Here is a 16,848-nt window from a genome sequence, read left to right on the forward strand (position 1 = left end):
AATGGCTTTTACCCTGCCAGCCTTGCCTTACGCCTACGACGCACTGGAGCCGCACATCGATGCGCAAACCATGGAGATCCACTACACCAAGCATCATCAGACTTATATCAACAATCTGAACGCTGCGGTCGAGGGCACCGAATTCGCGGACTGGCCGGTGGAGAAGCTGGTCGCCAGCGTCCAGCAACTGCCGGAAAAGCTTCGTGCGGCGGTGATCAACCAGGGCGGCGGTCATGCCAACCATTCGCTGTTCTGGGAAGTGATGGTGCCCAACGGCGGTGGCAAACCTGACGGTGCGCTGGCCAAGGCGATCGATGAGCAACTGGGTGGCCTCGACAGCTTCAAAGAGGCCTTCACCAAAGCCGCACTGACCCGCTTCGGCAGTGGTTGGGCCTGGCTCAGCGTCACCCCGGAAAAGAAACTGGTGGTGGAAAGCAGCGGTAACCAGGACAGCCCGCTGATGAACGGCAACACGCCGATACTCGGCCTCGACGTGTGGGAGCACGCCTACTATCTGCGTTATCAGAACCGTCGGCCGGAATACATCAGCGCTTTCTACAACGTGATCAACTGGCCGGAAGTTGCTGTGCGCTATCAGGCCGCGCTGGTTTAAGTCTCCTATAAAAACAATCCAAGGGTGACTATGGGCACTGAAACACTGGCGATCGGAAGTGGGCGTATGTTTCGTTACGCAATTGGATCGCTGCTGCTATTGGCGGGCATGACCTTGCTGGTGGCGCATGGGCTGGAATGGCTGAATCTGGAGCCGAGATTGTCGCGGGCATTGCAGGGCGGCGCGATCTGCGCTCTCGGCACTGCACTCGGCGCGGTTCCGGTGCTGGTGATCCGCAACATGCCCCAGGTCCTGGGCGATACGCTGCTGGGTTTTGGCGCCGGTGTGATGCTGGCGGCAACCGCGTTTTCGCTGATCGTGCCGGGAATCGCTGCCGCCGAAAGTCTGGGGCTTGGCCCGTGGGGCGCCAGTGGTTTGATCTGTTTCGGCATCATGCTCGGGGCGTTCGGCCTGTATCTGGTGGATCGCAAGGTGTCCGGGGCTTCGCCGGAAATGCTCATCGGCACTGTCGAGCATCCGGTGATTCCGCCACGTATCTGGTTGTTCGTGTTTGCCATCATTGCCCATAACATCCCGGAAGGCATGGCCGTCGGTGTTTCCGCTGGCGGCGGCATGCCGGACGCTGACAGCCTGGCGATGGGCATCGCCTTGCAGGATGTGCCGGAAGGACTGGTCATTGCGCTGGTGTTGGCCGGAGCCGGGATGTCGCGGGTCAAGGCGTTTCTGATCGGGGCGGCATCGGGCCTGGTCGAGCCGGTGTTTGCACTGCTGTGTGCGTGGCTGGTCAGCCTGGCGGAACTGTTATTACCCCTGGGACTGGCGCTGGCGGCCGGGGCAATGCTGTTGGTGGTGACTCACGAAGTGATCCCGGAGTCGCGGCGCAATGGTCACGACAAGCTGGCGAGCCTGGGATTGTTGATCGGGTTCTGCCTGATGATGGTGATGGATACGGCGTTGGGATGAGAGGGAGGCTTGCTCCCTCCCTCGACACTAAAGGCTTTCAACCGCCTTCGTCGAAGTAGTTGTTGATCAGCGCGACCAGCGCATCCATGGCTTCCTGTTCCTGATGACCCTCAGTACTCAGGTGGATTTTGGTGCCCTTGCCGGCGGCGAGCATCATCATCGCCATGATGCTTTTGCCATCAACCGTGGTTTCCGGGGTGCGACCCACTCTGATCGTGCAGTCGGGATATTGACCCGCCACGCCAACGAACTTTGCCGACGCCCGGGCATGCAGGCCCAGCTTGTTGATGATTTCGATTTCCAGAGCAGGCATCGCGGTGTGAATCCTTTAGCTGAGGTCGCGGTGGCGAACCTGGACGTTCTTCAGGGTTTTCTGCAGGGCCTGACCCAGGCGTTCGGTCAGGTAGACGGAACGGTGGTGTCCGCCGGTGCAGCCAATGGCAATGGTCACATAAGCGCGATTGCTTGCAGCGAAGCGCGGCAGCCATTTGAACAGGTACGCATAGATGTCCTGGAACATCTCTTCGACCTCCGGCTGCGCCGCCAGGTATTCCGCCACAGGCTCATCGAGCCCGGATTGTGCGCGTAATTCCGGTTTCCAGTACGGATTGGGCAGGCAGCGTACATCGAACACCAGATCCGCATCCACCGGCATGCCGCGTTTGAAACCGAACGACTCCACCAGAAATGCAGTCCCCGGCTCCGGTTGGTTCAACAGTCGCAGCTTGATGGTATCGCGCAGCTGGTAGAGGTTCAGATTGGTGGTATTGACCTTCAGGTCGGCCAGATCGGCGATCGGGCCCAGCAGCGCGGTTTCGTCGTTGATGGCTTCGGCCAGCGAGCGATTGGCATTGCTGAGCGGGTGGCGACGACGGGTTTCCGAAAAACGTTTGAGCAACGTTTCGTCATCGGCGTCCAGGTACAGGACATCACACTGGATGTGCCGGCTGCGCACTTCCTCGAGCAACTCTGGAAAGCGTGACAGATGGCTCGGCAGGTTGCGGGCGTCGATCGAGACCGCCACCTGTGGCTGGAGCATTTCGGTATGAACCAGCGCGCGCTCGGCGAGGTCTGGCAACAAGCCGGCTGGCAGGTTGTCAATGCAGTAGTAGCCGTTGTCCTCAAGGACATCCAGGGCGGTACTTTTACCCGAGCCGGAACGGCCACTGACAATGATCAAGCGCATGGTTACGGCCTGTTCTGTTCTTCCAGTACAACCTGGTACAAGGCTTCGTTGCTTGGCGCGCTGCGCAGTCTGTCGCGCACGTCCTTGCGGTCGAGCATGCTGGCAATCTGGCGTAACAGCTCCAGGTGCGCATCGGTGGCGGCTTCCGGCACCAGCAGGACGAACAGCAGGTCCACAGGCGCGCCGTCGATAGCGTCGAAATCGATAGGGGCATCAAGGTACATCAGCGCACTGATCGGCGCTTCGCAGCCCTTGAGGCGGCAGTGAGGAATGGCGATGCCGTTGCCAAAACCGGTGGAACCCAGTTTTTCACGGGCAATCAATGCCTCGAAGACATCTTGCATCTCCAGATCCGGGACTTCCCGGGCGATCAGGTTGGCAATTTGTTCGAGGGCTTTCTTTTTACTGCCGCCCGGCACGTTCACCAGGGAACGGCCGGGGGTCAGGATACTTTCAAGTCGGATCATGGGGGTGGGGGTTATCGACCGGTAGCGCCCTGAAGCAGGCTCTGGGTCTTTTCCTTATGCTTTTTGAGTTGTTTATCAAGCTTGTCGGTCAACGCGTCGATCGCAGCGTACATATCGGTATGTTCCGCGTTTGCGACGACCTCGTTGCCGGGAATATGCAGCGTGGCTTCGATTTTCTGCTTCAGCTTTTCGACGCACATCGTGACCTGTACGTTGGTGATCTTGTCGAAATGCCCTTCGAGCTTCTTGAGCTTGAGCTCGATGTACTCGCGCAGAGGCTGGGTAACTTCCAGTTGGTGTCCACTGATGTTGACTTGCATACAGCTTCTCCTTCGTTGCCAGTGCATAAAGCGGCAGGCCGAAGAGCCTGCCACTGGAACGCTGTAACGTGGCTTACATCAACCGCTTGCGTTCGCTCGAAGGCGCGATCCCGAGGGATTCGCGGTACTTGGCGACGGTGCGGCGAGCCACCTGAATGCCTTGTGCCTCCAGTAAACCAGCGATCTTGCTGTCACTCAACGGCTTTTTCTGATTTTCCGCGGCAACCAGTTTCTTGATGATCGCGCGGATCGCCGTGGACGAGCATTCACCGCCTTCTGAGGTGCTCACATGGCTGGAGAAAAAGTATTTCAGTTCATATATGCCCCGTGGGGTATGCATGAATTTCTGCGTGGTCACCCGGGAAATCGTCGACTCGTGCATGCCAACCGCCTCTGCAATGTCGTGCAGGACCAGCGGCTTCATGGCTTCGTCGCCGTACTCCAGAAAGCCGCGCTGATGCTCGACGATCTGGGTGGCTACTTTCATCAGGGTTTCGTTGCGGCTCTGCAGGCTCTTGATGAACCAGCGAGCTTCCTGCAACTGATTGCGCATGAAGGTATTGTCGGCGCTGGTGTCGGCACGGCGCACGAAACCGGCGTATTGGGCGTTGACCCGCAGGCGCGGTACCGATTCCTGGTTCAGCTCGACCAGCCAGCGCTCGTTGTCCTTGCGCACGATGACGTCAGGCACCACGTACTCGGCTTCGGTGGATTCGATCTGCGAGCCTGGGCGCGGATTGAGGCTCTGCACCAGTTCGATGACCTGGCGCAGTTCATCTTCCTTGAGCTTCATGCGCCGCATCAGCTGGCTGTAGTCGCGGCTGCCGAGCAGGTCAATGTAATCGGTGACCAGACGTTTGGCCTCGGCCAGCCAAGGGGTCTTGGCCGACAGCTGGCGCAATTGCAGCAGCAGGCATTCGCCCAGGTTGCGTGCGCCGATGCCTGCCGGCTCGAATTGCTGGATGCGGTGCAGGACGGCTTCGATCTCGTCCAGCTCGATGTCGAGCTCGGGATCGAAGGCTTCGAGAATTTCTTCGAGGGTTTCGTCCAGGTAGCCCTGATTATTGATGCAATCGATCAGGGTGACGGCGATCAGGCGATCGGTGTCGGACATCGGTGCGAGGTTCAACTGCCACAGCAGGTGGCTTTGCAGGCTCTCGCCGGCGGAGGTGCGGGTGGTGAAGTCCCACTCGTCATCGTCGCTGCTCGGCAGGCTGCTGGCGCTGGTCTGGTAGACGTCTTCCCAGGCGGTGTCAACGGGCAGTTCGTTGGGGATTCGCTCGTTCCATTCGCCGTCTTCGAGGTTGTCGACTGTCGGCGCGGTCTCCTGATAAGAAGGTTCCTGGATCTCGGTGTTGGGCTTCTGTTCGGCGTTGTCGGCCATGGGATCGGAGTTGTCGAAGTCGTCGCCGTCTTCCTGGCGTTCGAGCATCGGATTGGATTCCAGAGCCTCCTGGATTTCCTGTTGCAGATCCAGGGTAGACAATTGGAGCAGGCGGATGGCCTGTTGCAGCTGCGGTGTCATCGTCAGCTGCTGGCCCATTCTCAAGACTAGCGATGGTTTCATGGCAGGGGCTTAACACCTTATTCGCCGGCGCTATGCGCCATCCACTACAGGGCGCCGGAGCGCCAAACTTAAGCAAATTATATGCCTGAAACTGTCGTGTTTGCCTAGAGCGCTGTAACAATAAAAGCGTATAAAAAAGCGCTTCAACGTTACAGCACCCGGACGGCTGGTCGAATACCGTCGAGCTTACAGGCGGAACTCGTGGCCCAGGTAGACTTCCTTCACCAGATCGTTGGCGAGGATGGTCGCGGAGTCGCCTTCGGCGATCAACTGGCCATCGTTGACGATGTAGGCGGTTTCGCAGATATCCAGCGTCTCACGGACGTTGTGGTCGGTGATCAGTACACCGATGCCCTTGGCCTTGAGGTGGTGGATGATCTGCTTGATGTCGCCGACAGAGATCGGGTCGACACCGGCGAACGGTTCGTCGAGCAGGATGAATTTCGGTGCCGTGGCCAGTGCACGGGCGATTTCCACCCGGCGGCGCTCACCACCGGACAGGCTCATGCCGAGGTTGTCGCGGATGTGGCTGATGTGGAATTCCTGCAGCAGGCTTTCCAACTCCTTGCGACGACCGGCCTTGTCGAGCTCCTGACGGGTCTCAAGGATGGCCATGATGTTGTCGGCTACCGACAGTTTGCGGAAGATCGACGCTTCTTGCGGCAGATAGCCGATACCGGCCTTGGCGCGACCGTGCATCGGCTGGTGGCTGACGTCCAGATCGTCGATCAGTACGCGACCCTGATCGGCCTGGACCAGACCGACGATCATGTAGAAGCAGGTGGTCTTGCCGGCGCCGTTAGGGCCGAGCAGGCCGACGATCTGACCGCTGTCGATCGACAGGCTGACGTCGCGCACGACCTGGCGGCTTTTATAGGCCTTGGCCAGGTGCTGAGCTTTCAGAGTTGCCATTACTGGGTTTTCTCGTCGGTTTTCTTCTTCGGCTGGATCACCATGTCAATGCGCGGACGCGCTTCGGTGACCTTGTTGCCGGTGGCACGACCAGCGCTGGCCAGCTTTTTCACCGTGTCATAGACGATTTTCTCGCCCTGAGTGGTGTTGTTGTCCTTGTCGACGACTTTCGCCTTGTCGATCAGCACAACGCGGTTTTGCGCGGCGTGGTACTGAATGGTCACGCCCCAGCCCTGTACAGGCTTGGTGTCGCCCGCCGTCTGCAACTGCTCGAAGTAGGCAAGGTTGCCCACCGAGGTCACGACGTCGATATCGCCGGTCTGGGTGCGGGTGATGGTCACGGTGTTGCCTTTGACGATCATCGAACCCTGAGTGATGATCACGTCACCTTTATAGGTAGCAACGCCGTTCTTGTCGTCCAGCTGGGCATCGTCGGCCTGAATACGGATTGGCTGCTCTTGATCGTTCGGCAGAGCCCAGGCGCTCACGCTTCCCAGTGCTGCGCCCAGACTGAGCAAAATAGGGAGGGTTTTAACGAGCCTCATACTGTCCTCTTACGTTCGATAGCAGGTGTATCCTGCTTTCCTTCAAATACGCTTTCATTCCTACGCCAGTCGATACACCGCCAGCGCCGTCGATTCTAACGGGTTGCTGGGTCTGCGCATATTGCTGCTGCGGGAACACCGTCATGCGAGTGGAGGTGATCAGGGTGTCGCGGTTCTTTTCGTCGGTGCGCTTGACGCGTACCGAGTCGATCAGCTCGACCTCGGTGCCACCGGAGTTCACTTCACCGCGTTCACTGGTCACGTGCCATGGGAAATCGGTGCCACGGAACATGTTCAGATCAGGCTTGGTGACCAGTGTAATGTCGGTCGCCTTGACGTGCTCAGCCTTGTCGGACGTCATTTCGTACTGCACTTTGCCGTCTTCGAGGTACTGGATCGTGTGGGTATTGGTCGCATACCAGTCGATCGGGCTTTCCTCTGCCGAAACCGGCGGTTTGTCGAGGAAGCGTTCCGGGCTGATGTTCCAGTAGCCGACCGCACCGAATATCGCTGCGATGCAACCGAACAGCAGGATGTTGCGAAACTTTTTGCTAAACATGGTTGGACTCACAGGTACGCGTTGTTGGCGGCGTCGAGGCTGCCTTGGGCGCGCAGGATCAGTTCGCAGAATTCGCGGGCGGCACCTTCGCCGCCACGGGCCTGGGTGACGCCATGGGCGTGCTCGCGCACAAAGGGGGCGGCGTTGGCCACGGCCATGCCCAGCCCTACACGGCGGATCACCGGCAGGTCCGGCAGGTCGTCACCGAGGTAAGCCACTTGCTCATAGCTTAGGCCCAGTTGCTCCAGAAGACCGTCGAGCACGACCAGTTTGTCTTCGCGGCCCTGAAACAGGTGCGGGATCCCCAGGTTTTTTGCCCGGCGTTCGACCACCGGGGTCTTGCGACCACTGATGATGGCGGTCTGTACACCAGCATTCATCAGCATCTTGATGCCCTGGCCATCGAGTGTATTGAAAGTCTTGAACTCGCTGCCGTCTTCAAGGAAGTACAGGCGACCGTCGGTGAGGACACCGTCGACGTCGAAAACCGCCAGTTTGATGGCTTTGCCGCGTTGCAGCAGATCGGTGCTCATTTACATCACTCCTGCGCGCAGCAGATCGGAGAGGTTGAAGGCGCCGATCGGGCGATCCTCTTCATCTACGACAACCAGCGCGTTGATTCGGTGGTCTTCCATGATTTTCAGGGCTTCGGCCGCGAGCATCTCGGCGCGGGCGGTCTTGCCGTGCACGGTCATTACCTGGTCGATGGTGGCGCTATGGATATCAATGCTGCGATCCAGGGTGCGGCGCAGGTCGCCGTCAGTGAAGATCCCGGCCAGTTTGCCGTCCGTTTCAAGAATGACGGTCATGCCCAGACCCTTGCGGGTCATTTCCATCAGCGCGTCCTTGAGCAGGGTGCCGCGCTGTACCTGCGGCAGTTCCTGACCGGCGTGCATGACATTTTCCACTTTCAGCAGCAGGCGTCGGCCCAGTGCGCCGCCCGGGTGGGAAAAGGCGAAATCTTCGGCAGTGAAGCCGCGCGCTTCCAGCAGCGCCACGGCCAGGGCGTCGCCCATGACCAGCGCAGCGGTGGTCGAGGAGGTCGGTGCGAGGTTCAGCGGGCAGGCTTCGTGTTCGACGTGAACGTTGAGATTGACCTCGGCAGCCTTGGCAAGCGGCGATTGCGGGTTGCCGGTGACGCTGATCAGCTGGATGCCCAGGCGCTTGATCAGTGGCAGCAGGGTGACGATTTCGTTAGTGGAGCCGGAGTTCGACAGGGCCAGAATCACGTCATCGCGAGTGATCATGCCCATGTCGCCGTGGCTGGCCTCGGCCGGGTGCACGAAAAACGCCGGGGTGCCGGTGCTGGCCAGGGTCGCGGCAATCTTGTTGCCGATGTGCCCGGACTTGCCCATACCGACCACGACAACACGGCCCTTGCTGGCCAGAATCATCTCGCAAGCGCGTACGAAATCGGCGTCGATATGGGGCAACAAGCCTTGTACGGCTTCCACTTCGAGGCGGATGGTGCGTTGTGCCGATTGAATCAGGTCGCTGGTTTGGCTCATGTCAGAAATCGTATAGCCCGATGAAAAGGCGGCGATTATAGCGGTTATGTTGAAAAGCCTCACGCAAGTTCGTCGTGCTTTGTCATTCCTCGTTACCAAAACTCTGTAAATAAGGCCTGAAGCCCTTCAACTCGCCGAATGCGGGCCGGTGCAGGCCTTGGGCGCTTGCCCTTTGCAGTGATATAGTTCGCCGCCAGTTCGGCCTGCCCGGGATGTAGGGGCTTTCTTCCAGGAAGCCAGGCGTCCGAGTGAGAGGCTGCATCGCAAGGAGTTTAGATGAGTGCCGATAACGCCTACGCGGTCGAGCTGAAGGGAGTCTCCTTCAAGCGCGGTGCGCGGAGCATTTTCAATAACGTCGATATCCGCATCCCGCGCGGCAAGGTCACCGGCATCATGGGGCCTTCCGGGTGTGGCAAGACCACGCTGCTGCGCCTGATGGGCGCGCAGTTGCGGCCATCCAAAGGCGAGGTCTGGGTCAACGGCCAGAACCTGCCGAAGCTGTCGCGCAGCGATCTGTTCGATGCGCGCAAGCACATGGGCGTGCTGTTTCAGAGCGGTGCGCTGTTCACCGATCTCGATGTGTTCGAGAACGTCGCCTTCCCGCTTCGTGTTCATACCGACCTGCCGGACGAGATGATCCGCGACATCGTGCTGCTCAAATTGCAGGCGGTGGGACTGCGCGGGGCGATCGAACTGATGCCCGACGAGCTGTCCGGCGGCATGAAACGCCGTGTCGCACTGGCCCGTGCCATTGCCCTCGATCCGCAGATTCTCATGTACGACGAACCGTTCGTCGGCCAGGATCCGATCGCCATGGGCGTTCTGGTTCGCCTGATCCGTCTGCTCAACGATGCCCTGGGGATCACCAGCATCGTGGTGTCCCACGATCTCGCCGAAACCGCGAGCATTGCCGACTACATCTATGTGGTCGGTGATGGGCAGGTATTGGGGCAGGGCACGCCGGACGAACTGATGAACTCGGACGATCCGCGTATCCGCCAGTTCATGACCGGTGAACCCGACGGCCCGGTGCCGTATCACTTTCCAGCGCCGGATTACCGCGCAGATCTTCTGGGGAAGCGCCGCTGATGCGCAGAATTACATTAATGGAGCGTGTACGTCGCTTCGGCCTCGCCGGAATCGACAGCGTCGCAGTGTTCGGGCGTTCGACCCTGTTCCTGTTTCATGCCTTGCTGGGTCGTGGTGGCATCGGTGGCGGTTTTGGCCTGCTGGTCAAGCAGCTGCACTCCGTCGGTGTGATGTCGCTGGTGATCATCGTGGTGTCCGGGATTTTCATCGGCATGGTGCTGGCGCTGCAGGGCTTCAACATCCTGTCGAGCTACGGCTCGGAGCAGGCTGTCGGGCAGATGGTGGCGCTGACCCTGCTGCGTGAACTGGGGCCGGTGGTGACCGCGCTGTTGTTCGCCGGTCGTGCCGGTTCGGCGCTGACGGCGGAAATCGGCAACATGAAATCGACCGAGCAGTTGTCCAGCCTGGAAATGATCGGGGTCGACCCGCTCAAGTACATCATCGCTCCGCGTCTGTGGGCCGGCTTCATTTCCCTGCCGGTGCTGGCGATGATCTTCAGCGTGGTTGGCATCTGGGGCGGTTCGTGGGTCGCCGTCGACTGGCTGGGCGTCTACGAAGGTTCCTACTGGTCGAACATGCAGAACAGCGTGAGCTTCGGTGACGATGTGCTCAACGGCATCATCAAAAGTGCAGTATTCGCTTTTGTCGTCACCTGGATCGCCGTATTTCAAGGCTATGACTGCGAACCCACTTCCGAGGGGATCAGCCGTGCCACTACCAAGACCGTGGTTTACGCCTCGCTGGCAGTCCTCGGCCTGGACTTTATTCTGACCGCTTTGATGTTTGGAGATTTCTGATGCAAAACCGCACCCTGGAAATCGGTGTCGGCCTGTTCCTGCTGGCAGGGATCCTGGCCTTGTTGCTGCTGGCCCTGCGGGTCAGTGGCCTGTCTCCGACTTCGACCACCGATACCTACAAGCTTTACGCGTATTTCGACAATATCGCCGGCCTGACGGTCAGAGCCAAAGTGACCATGGCGGGTGTGACCATCGGCAAGGTCACCGCGATCGATCTGGACCGCGACAGCTTCACCGGTCGGGTGACCCTGCAAGTGGATAAAAGCGTCGACAATCTGCCGACCGACTCCACAGCATCTATCCTGACTGCGGGTCTGCTGGGCGAGAAGTACATCGGTATCAGCGTGGGCGGGGAAGACACTCCGCTCAAGGATGGTGGAACCATTCACGACACCCAGTCGTCTCTGGTACTGGAAGACCTGATCGGTAAATTCCTGCTCAATACCGTTAGCAAAGACGCCAAATGAGGAGCTTTTGAATGATCTCTACCTTGCGACGTGGCCTGTTGGTGTTGCTTGCGGCACTGCCGCTGGTGGCTAACGCCGTGGCGGTACAATCGGCGCACGATCTGGTTCAGGACACCACGAACCGGATGCTCGCCGATCTGTCGGCCAATAAAGAGAAGTACAAGCAGGATCCGCAGGACTTCTACACCGCGTTGAACACCATCGTCGGGCCGGTCGTGGATGCCGAGGGCATTTCCAAGAGCATCATGACGGTCAAGTATTCGCGCAAGGCAACCCCGGCGCAGATGAAGACCTTCGAGGAAAACTTCAAGCGCGGCCTGTTCCAGTTCTACGGCAACGCCTTGCTCGAGTACAACAACCAGGGCATCACCGTCGATGCACCCAAGGATGAGTCGGGCGACCGCACCAGCGTCGGCATGACCGTCAAGGGCAACAACGGCGCGATTTATCCGGTGTCGTACACCCTCGAGAAGATCAACGGCGAGTGGAAACTGCGTAACGTGATCATCAACGGCATCAACATCGGGAAACTGTTCCGTGACCAGTTCGCCGACGCGATGCAGCGCAACGGCAACGACCTGGACAAGACCATCAACGGCTGGGCCGGTGAAGTCGCCAAAGCCAAGCAGTCGGCCGAGCAGAACGAGAAGCCAGCCCAATGACCGAGTCGGCCATTCGTCTGGACGAAGCCAGTGAGCTGCAGCTCAGCGGCGTGCTGGATTATCGCACCGCCCCTGACCTGCGCGAGCAGGGCAGGGCGCTGATCAAGTCGTGCAATGCCCCGGCATTGGTGATCGATTGCTCGGCGGTGGAGAAGTCCAGCAGCGTCGGTCTGTCGCTGCTGCTGTGCTTCATTCGCGATGCCAAGGCCGCCGGCAAGGCGGTCAGCATCCGCGGGATGCCCGAAGACATGCGTGAAATTGCTCAGGTCAGCGAACTGACCGAGCTGTTGGCGCAACCCTGAACCCGCATCTATAGAGAAGCCCCCCGTCAGAGTCCTGCGCAGCGGGGTTCGCAGGCGCGGGGCTTTTTTGTATGATGTCCGACCCGTGCGCACAGGGCGCCGATTGAGGTTGAGCATGCAGGCCGTAGAAGTGAAGAGCTTCCTTGAAGGAAAGCTGCCAGGAACGCTGGTGGAAGTTGAAGGCGAAGGCTGCAACTTCCAGCTGAACGTGATTAGTGATGAACTGGCGGCGTTGAGCCCGGTCAAGCGTCAGCAAAGCATCTATGCCCATTTGAACCCTTGGATCGCCGATGGCAGCATCCACGCGGTCACTATGAAATTTTTCAGCAGCGCGGCCTGGGCCGAGCGCACCTGAGCCCTAGGGCGTCGAGATTCTTATGGATAAATTGATTATTACCGGTGGCGCTCGTCTTGATGGCGAGATCCGCATCTCCGGGGCGAAGAACTCCGCCCTGCCAATCCTGGCCGCCACCCTGCTGTGCGATGGCCCGGTTACCGTTGGCAACCTGCCGCACCTGCACGACATCACCACCATGATCGAGCTGTTCGGTCGCATGGGCATCGAGCCTGTGATCGACGAAAAGCTCAGCGTCGAAATCGACCCGCGCACCATCAAGACCCTGATCGCTCCGTACGAACTGGTGAAAACCATGCGTGCCTCGATCCTGGTGCTGGGCCCGATGGTCGCACGTTTCGGTGAAGCCGAAGTCGCACTGCCTGGTGGCTGCGCCATCGGCTCGCGTCCGGTCGACCTGCACATCCGAGGTCTGGAAGCCATGGGCGCGGTCATCGACGTCGAAGGCGGCTACATCAAGGCCAAGGCCCCTGAAGGCGGCCTGCGCGGCGCGCACTTCTTCTTCGATACCGTCAGCGTGACCGGTACCGAAAACATCATGATGGCTGCTGCTCTGGCCAAGGGCCGCAGCGTACTGCAGAACGCCGCTCGCGAACCTGAAGTGGTCGACCTGGCGAACTTCCTGAACGCCATGGGCGCCAAGGTATCCGGTGCCGGCACCGACACCATCACCATCGACGGCGTCGAGCGTCTGGGTTCGACCTTCTACAAAGTCATGCCTGACCGTATCGAAACCGGTACCTACCTGGTGGCCGCTGCGGTTACCGGTGGCCGTGTGAAGGTCAAGGACACCGATCCGACCATTCTCGAAGCCGTTCTGGAAAAGCTCCGTGAAGCCGGCGCCGAAATCACCAGCGGCGAAGACTGGATCGAGCTGAACATGCACGGCAAGCGTCCGAAAGCGGTCAACGTGCGCACCGCGCCGTACCCGGCGTTCCCGACCGACATGCAGGCGCAGTTCATCTCGCTCAACGCCATTGCCGAAGGCACCGGTGCGGTCATCGAGACGATCTTCGAAAACCGTTTCATGCACGTGTACGAATTGCATCGCATGGGCGCCAAGATCCAGGTCGAAGGCAACACGGCCATCGTCACCGGCACTGAAATTCTCAAGGGCGCGCCGGTCATGGCTACCGACCTGCGTGCTTCGGCCAGCCTGGTAATTTCGGCCCTGATGGCCGAAGGCGATACCCTGATCGACCGCATCTACCACATCGACCGTGGTTACGAGTGCATCGAGGAAAAACTGCAGATGCTGGGCGCCAAGATCCGTCGCGTTCCGGGCTAGTCGCTGCATCTGGACACAGGGAAGTGTCCGTTGAATTCGTTTTGATCGGGGGTGGTAACGCCCTCGATGTATGTCCGGCGCCGATTGCGACCGGACATGAGTACCTTGATAAGGACTGACGTTTCCCATGTTGACCATCGCACTGTCCAAGGGCCGCATCCTTGACGACACCCTGCCGCTTCTCGCCGAAGCGGGCATCGTGCCGACCGAGAATCCGGACAAGAGCCGCAAGCTGATCATCCCCACGACCCAGGAAGACGTTCGCCTGTTGATCGTGCGTGCCACCGACGTGCCGACCTATGTCGAGCATGGCGCGGCCGACCTCGGCGTTGCCGGTAAAGACGTGCTGATGGAATACACCGGCCAAGGCCTGTACGAGCCGCTGGATCTGCAGATTGCCCAGTGCAAGCTGATGACCGCCGGCAAGGTCGGCGCGGTCGAGCCCAAGGGCCGCCTGCGCGTCGCCACCAAATTCGTCAACGTCGCCAAGCGTTACTACGCCGAGCAGGGTCGTCAGGTCGACATCATCAAGCTGTACGGCTCGATGGAACTGGCACCGCTGATCGGTCTGGCCGACAAGATCATCGACGTGGTCGACACCGGCAACACCCTGCGTGCCAATGGCCTGGAACCTCAGGAACTGATCGCCACGATCAGCTCTCGTCTGGTGGTCAATAAAGCTTCGATGAAAATGCAACACGCCCGAATCCAGGCGTTGATCGACACCCTGCGCAAGGCAGTGGAGTCTCGACACCGCGGCTGATGTACCTGCGCGACGTTAAGTCGCGCCCGTCTATCCGCCTCATAGCCAGAATCTCAGGTGCCCAAGCGGAAACGACTGCTAAGTTAGGGCGCCTGAGTTTTTGCCATTCCTATGAGGCTCTCGCTATGACCGCACCGACTGCAATTCGCCGACTCAACGCTGCTGACCCGGATTTCGCGCATCATCTGGATCATCTGCTGAGCTGGGAAAGTGTGTCTGACGACTCGGTCAATCAGCGGGTGCTGGACATCATCAAGGCTGTACGCGAGCGCGGTGACGCGGCACTGGTCGAGTTCACCCAGAAATTCGACGGCCTCGAAGTCGCTTCGATGGCGGACCTGATCCTGCCGCGCGAGCGTCTGGAACTGGCCCTGACCCGCATCACTGTCCCGCAACGCGAAGCGCTGGAAAAAGCCGCCGCCCGCGTGCGCAGCTATCACGAAAAACAGAAGCAGGACTCCTGGAGCTACACCGAAGCCGACGGCACGGTGCTGGGCCAGAAAGTCACGCCACTGGATCGCGCCGGTCTGTACGTGCCGGGCGGCAAGGCGTCGTACCCGTCGTCGGTGTTGATGAACGCGATTCCGGCCAAGGTCGCCGGCGTGACCGAAGTGGTCATGGTGGTGCCGACCCCGCGCGGTGAGGTCAACGAGCTGGTGCTGGCGGCGGCGTGCATCGCCGGCGTCGACCGGGTGTTCACCATCGGTGGCGCGCAAGCCGTTGCCGCATTGGCCTATGGCACCGAAAGCGTGCCGCAGGTGGACAAGGTCGTCGGCCCGGGCAATATCTACGTCGCCACGGCCAAGCGTCACGTATTCGGTCAGGTCGGCATCGACATGATCGCCGGCCCGTCGGAAATCCTCGTGGTGTGCGACGGCCAGACAGATCCGGACTGGATCGCCATGGACCTGTTCTCCCAGGCCGAGCACGACGAAGACGCCCAGGCGATTCTGGTCAGCCCGGACGCCGAATTCCTCGACAAGGTCGCCGCCAGCATCGACAAACTGCTGCCGACCATGGATCGCGCGACCATCATCGAAACTTCGATCAACGGCCGTGGTGCCCTGATTCACGTGCGCGACATGGCCCAGGCCATCGAAGTCGCCAACCGCATCGCGCCGGAACACCTTGAACTGTCGGTCGCAGACCCGCAGGCCTGGCTGCCGCAGATCCGCCACGCCGGCGCGATCTTCATGGGCCGCCACACCTCCGAAGCGCTGGGCGACTACTGCGCAGGTCCGAACCATGTGTTGCCGACCTCCGGCACCGCGCGTTTCTCCTCGCCGCTGGGCGTGTATGACTTCCAGAAGCGTTCTTCGATCATCTTCTGCTCCGAGGACGGTGCTTCGGAACTCGGCAAGACCGCATCGATCCTGGCCCGTGGCGAATCGCTGAGCGCCCACGCGCGCAGCGCCGAATACCGCATCAAAGACGAAGTGAAGGGGAACTGAACATGAGCAAATTCTGGAGCCCGTTCGTCAAGGATCTGGTGCCTTACGTGCCGGGCGAGCAGCCGAAGCTGACCCGTCTGGTCAAACTCAATACCAACGAAAACCCGTACGGCCCGTCGCCAAAAGCCCTGGCGGCGATGCAGACCGAACTCAACGACAACCTGCGTCTGTACCCGGACCCGAACAGCGATCTGCTGAAAAACGCCGTCGCCAAGTACTACGGCGTACAAAGCAATCAAGTGTTCCTCGGCAACGGTTCGGACGAAGTGCTGGCGCACATCTTCCACGGTCTGCTGCAACACGATCAGCCGATCCTGTTCCCGGACATCAGCTACAGCTTCTATCCGGTCTATTGCGGCCTTTACGGCGTCAAGTTCGACGCGGTGCCGCTGGATGCGCAGTTCCAGATCAACCCGGCGAACTACGCCAAGCCGAACGGCGGGATCATCTTCCCCAACCCGAACGCGCCTACCGGTTGCCTGCTGGCGCTGGAAGCGGTCGAGCAGATCCTCAAGGCCAGCCCGGATTCGGTGGTGGTGGTCGACGAGGCCTACATCGACTTCGGCGGCGAAACCGCGATCAGCCTGGTCGATCGCTATCCGAACCTGCTGGTGACCCAGACCCTGTCCAAGTCCCGTTCGCTCGCGGGCCTGCGGGTCGGTCTGGCGGTCGGCCATCCGGACCTGATCGAGGCGCTGGAGCGGATCAAGAACAGCTTCAACTCCTACCCGATCGATCGCATGGCGAATGTCGGCGCGGCGGCGGCGTTCGAAGATCGCGAGTACTTCGACAAGACCTGCGCATTGGTCATCGAGAGTCGCGAGTGGGTGGTTGCGCAGTTGCAGGCCAAGGGCTTTGAAGTGCTGCCGTCAGCGGCGAACTTCATCTTCGCCCGGCATCCGCAACACGATGCGGCGGGGCTGGCGGCCAAACTGCGTGAGCAGGGCGTGATCGTGCGCCACTTCAAGCAGGAGCGGATTGCCCAGTTCCTGCGGATCTCGATCGGCACGCCGGAGCAGAATCAGGCGTTGATCGACGGTCTGGGCGAACTCTGAAACGACGCTGGTCCCTGT

At 60.1% G+C, this 16,848-nt stretch carries 22 protein-coding genes; 12 read left to right on the forward strand and 10 right to left on the reverse strand.

Going from position 1 to position 16,848, the window contains the following annotated elements; genetic code table 11:
• Window position 1: 1 nt before the first annotated feature.
• Window positions 2-613 (forward strand): superoxide dismutase, encoded by a 612-nt coding sequence (locus ABFB52_RS05490; protein ID WP_129972342.1) that lies wholly within the window; start codon window positions 2-4, stop codon window positions 611-613.
• Between the two features lie 30 nt (window positions 614-643).
• Window positions 644-1,537: a ZIP family metal transporter gene (locus ABFB52_RS05495; protein WP_129972341.1), complete on the forward strand. Its 894-nt coding sequence runs from the start codon at window positions 644-646 to the stop codon at window positions 1,535-1,537.
• Window positions 1,538-1,574: 37 nt separating this feature from the next.
• Here ABFB52_RS05495 and ABFB52_RS05500 read toward each other — a convergent pair whose 3' ends face one another.
• From ABFB52_RS05500 to ABFB52_RS05545, 10 genes are all read right to left on the reverse strand, one after another.
• A complete protein-coding gene (locus ABFB52_RS05500) occupies window positions 1,575-1,850 on the reverse strand; it encodes an HPr family phosphocarrier protein (protein ID WP_085711786.1) in 276 nt (91 codons plus the stop codon).
• A gap of 15 nt (window positions 1,851-1,865) precedes the next feature.
• Entirely contained in the window at window positions 1,866-2,723 is an 858-nt protein-coding gene (gene rapZ / locus ABFB52_RS05505; protein WP_085746928.1) for an RNase adapter RapZ, read from the reverse strand.
• Window positions 2,724-2,725: 2 nt separating this feature from the next.
• A complete protein-coding gene (ptsN, locus tag ABFB52_RS05510; protein WP_129972340.1) occupies window positions 2,726-3,190 on the reverse strand; it encodes a PTS IIA-like nitrogen regulatory protein PtsN in 465 nt (154 codons plus the stop codon).
• An 11-nt stretch (window positions 3,191-3,201) separates the two neighbouring features.
• Entirely contained in the window at window positions 3,202-3,510 is a 309-nt protein-coding gene (gene raiA / locus ABFB52_RS05515; RefSeq protein ID WP_011332471.1) for a ribosome-associated translation inhibitor RaiA, read from the reverse strand.
• Window positions 3,511-3,583: 73 nt separating this feature from the next.
• Window positions 3,584-5,077, reverse strand: a complete 1,494-nt coding sequence (locus ABFB52_RS05520) for an RNA polymerase factor sigma-54 (protein WP_085746929.1) — start codon at window positions 5,075-5,077, stop codon at window positions 3,584-3,586.
• A 186-nt stretch (window positions 5,078-5,263) separates the two neighbouring features.
• A complete protein-coding gene (gene lptB / locus ABFB52_RS05525) occupies window positions 5,264-5,989 on the reverse strand; it encodes an LPS export ABC transporter ATP-binding protein (RefSeq protein ID WP_007953572.1) in 726 nt (241 codons plus the stop codon).
• Window positions 5,989-6,534 (reverse strand): lipopolysaccharide transport periplasmic protein LptA, encoded by a 546-nt coding sequence (gene lptA / locus ABFB52_RS05530; RefSeq protein WP_074691817.1) that lies wholly within the window; start codon window positions 6,532-6,534, stop codon window positions 5,989-5,991. The genes lptB and lptA overlap by 1 nt, the downstream gene beginning before the upstream one ends.
• Complete coding sequence (lptC, locus tag ABFB52_RS05535) at window positions 6,521-7,093, reverse strand: LPS export ABC transporter periplasmic protein LptC (protein WP_007953568.1); 573 nt, start codon at window positions 7,091-7,093, stop codon at window positions 6,521-6,523. Before lptC ends, lptA begins: the two co-directional genes overlap by 14 nt.
• 8 nt (window positions 7,094-7,101) lie before the next feature.
• Window positions 7,102-7,626 (reverse strand): HAD family hydrolase, encoded by a 525-nt coding sequence (locus tag ABFB52_RS05540; RefSeq protein ID WP_039769294.1) that lies wholly within the window; start codon window positions 7,624-7,626, stop codon window positions 7,102-7,104.
• Window positions 7,627-8,601, reverse strand: a complete 975-nt coding sequence (locus tag ABFB52_RS05545; RefSeq protein WP_064593399.1) for a KpsF/GutQ family sugar-phosphate isomerase — start codon at window positions 8,599-8,601, stop codon at window positions 7,627-7,629.
• A gap of 276 nt (window positions 8,602-8,877) precedes the next feature.
• Between ABFB52_RS05545 and ABFB52_RS05550 the strand changes: the two genes are divergently transcribed.
• The 10 genes from ABFB52_RS05550 (at window position 8,878) to hisC (ending at window position 16,830) form a co-directional block, all read left to right on the forward strand.
• Window positions 8,878-9,690 (forward strand): ATP-binding cassette domain-containing protein, encoded by an 813-nt coding sequence (locus tag ABFB52_RS05550; RefSeq protein ID WP_085746930.1) that lies wholly within the window; start codon window positions 8,878-8,880, stop codon window positions 9,688-9,690.
• Entirely contained in the window at window positions 9,690-10,487 is a 798-nt protein-coding gene (gene mlaE / locus ABFB52_RS05555) for a lipid asymmetry maintenance ABC transporter permease subunit MlaE (protein WP_007953561.1), read from the forward strand. The genes ABFB52_RS05550 and mlaE overlap by 1 nt, the downstream gene beginning before the upstream one ends.
• Entirely contained in the window at window positions 10,487-10,954 is a 468-nt protein-coding gene (gene mlaD, locus ABFB52_RS05560; RefSeq protein WP_085746931.1) for an outer membrane lipid asymmetry maintenance protein MlaD, read from the forward strand. The genes mlaE and mlaD overlap by 1 nt, the downstream gene beginning before the upstream one ends.
• 11 nt (window positions 10,955-10,965) lie before the next feature.
• Window positions 10,966-11,616, forward strand: a complete 651-nt coding sequence (locus ABFB52_RS05565; RefSeq protein ID WP_085698467.1) for an ABC transporter substrate-binding protein — start codon at window positions 10,966-10,968, stop codon at window positions 11,614-11,616.
• Window positions 11,613-11,918, forward strand: a complete 306-nt coding sequence (locus ABFB52_RS05570; protein WP_085698468.1) for an STAS domain-containing protein — start codon at window positions 11,613-11,615, stop codon at window positions 11,916-11,918. Before ABFB52_RS05565 ends, ABFB52_RS05570 begins: the two co-directional genes overlap by 4 nt.
• A 115-nt stretch (window positions 11,919-12,033) precedes the next feature.
• On the forward strand, window positions 12,034-12,273 hold the full coding sequence (locus tag ABFB52_RS05575) for a BolA family protein (protein ID WP_039769303.1): 240 nt from the start codon (window positions 12,034-12,036) through the stop codon (window positions 12,271-12,273).
• Between the two features lie 22 nt (window positions 12,274-12,295).
• The gene (gene murA / locus ABFB52_RS05580; RefSeq protein WP_085746933.1) at window positions 12,296-13,561 is read left to right on the forward strand and encodes a UDP-N-acetylglucosamine 1-carboxyvinyltransferase; all 1,266 of its coding nucleotides are present in this window, start codon (window positions 12,296-12,298) and stop codon (window positions 13,559-13,561) included.
• 127 nt (window positions 13,562-13,688) lie between these two features.
• Window positions 13,689-14,324 (forward strand): ATP phosphoribosyltransferase, encoded by a 636-nt coding sequence (gene hisG, locus ABFB52_RS05585; protein ID WP_007953554.1) that lies wholly within the window; start codon window positions 13,689-13,691, stop codon window positions 14,322-14,324.
• A gap of 125 nt (window positions 14,325-14,449) precedes the next feature.
• Window positions 14,450-15,775, forward strand: a complete 1,326-nt coding sequence (gene hisD, locus ABFB52_RS05590) for a histidinol dehydrogenase (protein WP_085746935.1) — start codon at window positions 14,450-14,452, stop codon at window positions 15,773-15,775.
• Window positions 15,776-15,777: 2 nt separating this feature from the next.
• Complete coding sequence (hisC, locus tag ABFB52_RS05595) at window positions 15,778-16,830, forward strand: histidinol-phosphate transaminase (RefSeq protein WP_085746936.1); 1,053 nt, start codon at window positions 15,778-15,780, stop codon at window positions 16,828-16,830.
• Window positions 16,831-16,848: the final 18 nt, after the last annotated feature.

The sequence above is a fragment of the Pseudomonas sp. 9.2(2024) genome (assembly GCF_039695385.1).
Taxonomy (GTDB): domain Bacteria; phylum Pseudomonadota; class Gammaproteobacteria; order Pseudomonadales; family Pseudomonadaceae; genus Aquipseudomonas; species Aquipseudomonas paraglycinae.

What these genes read in the sequence shown, in the direction of transcription:
- ABFB52_RS05545 (WP_064593399.1), bottom strand. Translation starts at nt 8,601, where the DNA reads ATGAGCCAAACCAGCGACCTGATTCAATCGGCACAACGCACCATCCGC.
- ABFB52_RS05490 (WP_129972342.1), top strand. Translation starts at nt 2, where the DNA reads ATGGCTTTTACCCTGCCAGCCTTGCCTTACGCCTACGACGCACTGGAG.
- lptA (WP_074691817.1), bottom strand. Translation starts at nt 6,534, where the DNA reads ATGAGGCTCGTTAAAACCCTCCCTATTTTGCTCAGTCTGGGCGCAGCA.
- murA (WP_085746933.1), top strand. Translation starts at nt 12,296, where the DNA reads ATGGATAAATTGATTATTACCGGTGGCGCTCGTCTTGATGGCGAGATC.
- ptsN (WP_129972340.1), bottom strand. Translation starts at nt 3,190, where the DNA reads ATGATCCGACTTGAAAGTATCCTGACCCCCGGCCGTTCCCTGGTGAAC.
- hisC (WP_085746936.1), top strand. Translation starts at nt 15,778, where the DNA reads ATGAGCAAATTCTGGAGCCCGTTCGTCAAGGATCTGGTGCCTTACGTG.
- ABFB52_RS05565 (WP_085698467.1), top strand. Translation starts at nt 10,966, where the DNA reads ATGATCTCTACCTTGCGACGTGGCCTGTTGGTGTTGCTTGCGGCACTG.
- hisG (WP_007953554.1), top strand. Translation starts at nt 13,689, where the DNA reads ATGTTGACCATCGCACTGTCCAAGGGCCGCATCCTTGACGACACCCTG.
- ABFB52_RS05540 (WP_039769294.1), bottom strand. Translation starts at nt 7,626, where the DNA reads ATGAGCACCGATCTGCTGCAACGCGGCAAAGCCATCAAACTGGCGGTT.
- mlaD (WP_085746931.1), top strand. Translation starts at nt 10,487, where the DNA reads ATGCAAAACCGCACCCTGGAAATCGGTGTCGGCCTGTTCCTGCTGGCA.
- rapZ (WP_085746928.1), bottom strand. Translation starts at nt 2,723, where the DNA reads ATGCGCTTGATCATTGTCAGTGGCCGTTCCGGCTCGGGTAAAAGTACC.
- ABFB52_RS05500 (WP_085711786.1), bottom strand. Translation starts at nt 1,850, where the DNA reads ATGCCTGCTCTGGAAATCGAAATCATCAACAAGCTGGGCCTGCATGCC.
- ABFB52_RS05520 (WP_085746929.1), bottom strand. Translation starts at nt 5,077, where the DNA reads ATGAAACCATCGCTAGTCTTGAGAATGGGCCAGCAGCTGACGATGACA.
- ABFB52_RS05550 (WP_085746930.1), top strand. Translation starts at nt 8,878, where the DNA reads ATGAGTGCCGATAACGCCTACGCGGTCGAGCTGAAGGGAGTCTCCTTC.
- hisD (WP_085746935.1), top strand. Translation starts at nt 14,450, where the DNA reads ATGACCGCACCGACTGCAATTCGCCGACTCAACGCTGCTGACCCGGAT.
- ABFB52_RS05570 (WP_085698468.1), top strand. Translation starts at nt 11,613, where the DNA reads ATGACCGAGTCGGCCATTCGTCTGGACGAAGCCAGTGAGCTGCAGCTC.
- raiA (WP_011332471.1), bottom strand. Translation starts at nt 3,510, where the DNA reads ATGCAAGTCAACATCAGTGGACACCAACTGGAAGTTACCCAGCCTCTG.
- ABFB52_RS05575 (WP_039769303.1), top strand. Translation starts at nt 12,034, where the DNA reads ATGCAGGCCGTAGAAGTGAAGAGCTTCCTTGAAGGAAAGCTGCCAGGA.
- lptB (WP_007953572.1), bottom strand. Translation starts at nt 5,989, where the DNA reads ATGGCAACTCTGAAAGCTCAGCACCTGGCCAAGGCCTATAAAAGCCGC.
- mlaE (WP_007953561.1), top strand. Translation starts at nt 9,690, where the DNA reads ATGCGCAGAATTACATTAATGGAGCGTGTACGTCGCTTCGGCCTCGCC.
- ABFB52_RS05495 (WP_129972341.1), top strand. Translation starts at nt 644, where the DNA reads ATGGGCACTGAAACACTGGCGATCGGAAGTGGGCGTATGTTTCGTTAC.
- lptC (WP_007953568.1), bottom strand. Translation starts at nt 7,093, where the DNA reads ATGTTTAGCAAAAAGTTTCGCAACATCCTGCTGTTCGGTTGCATCGCA.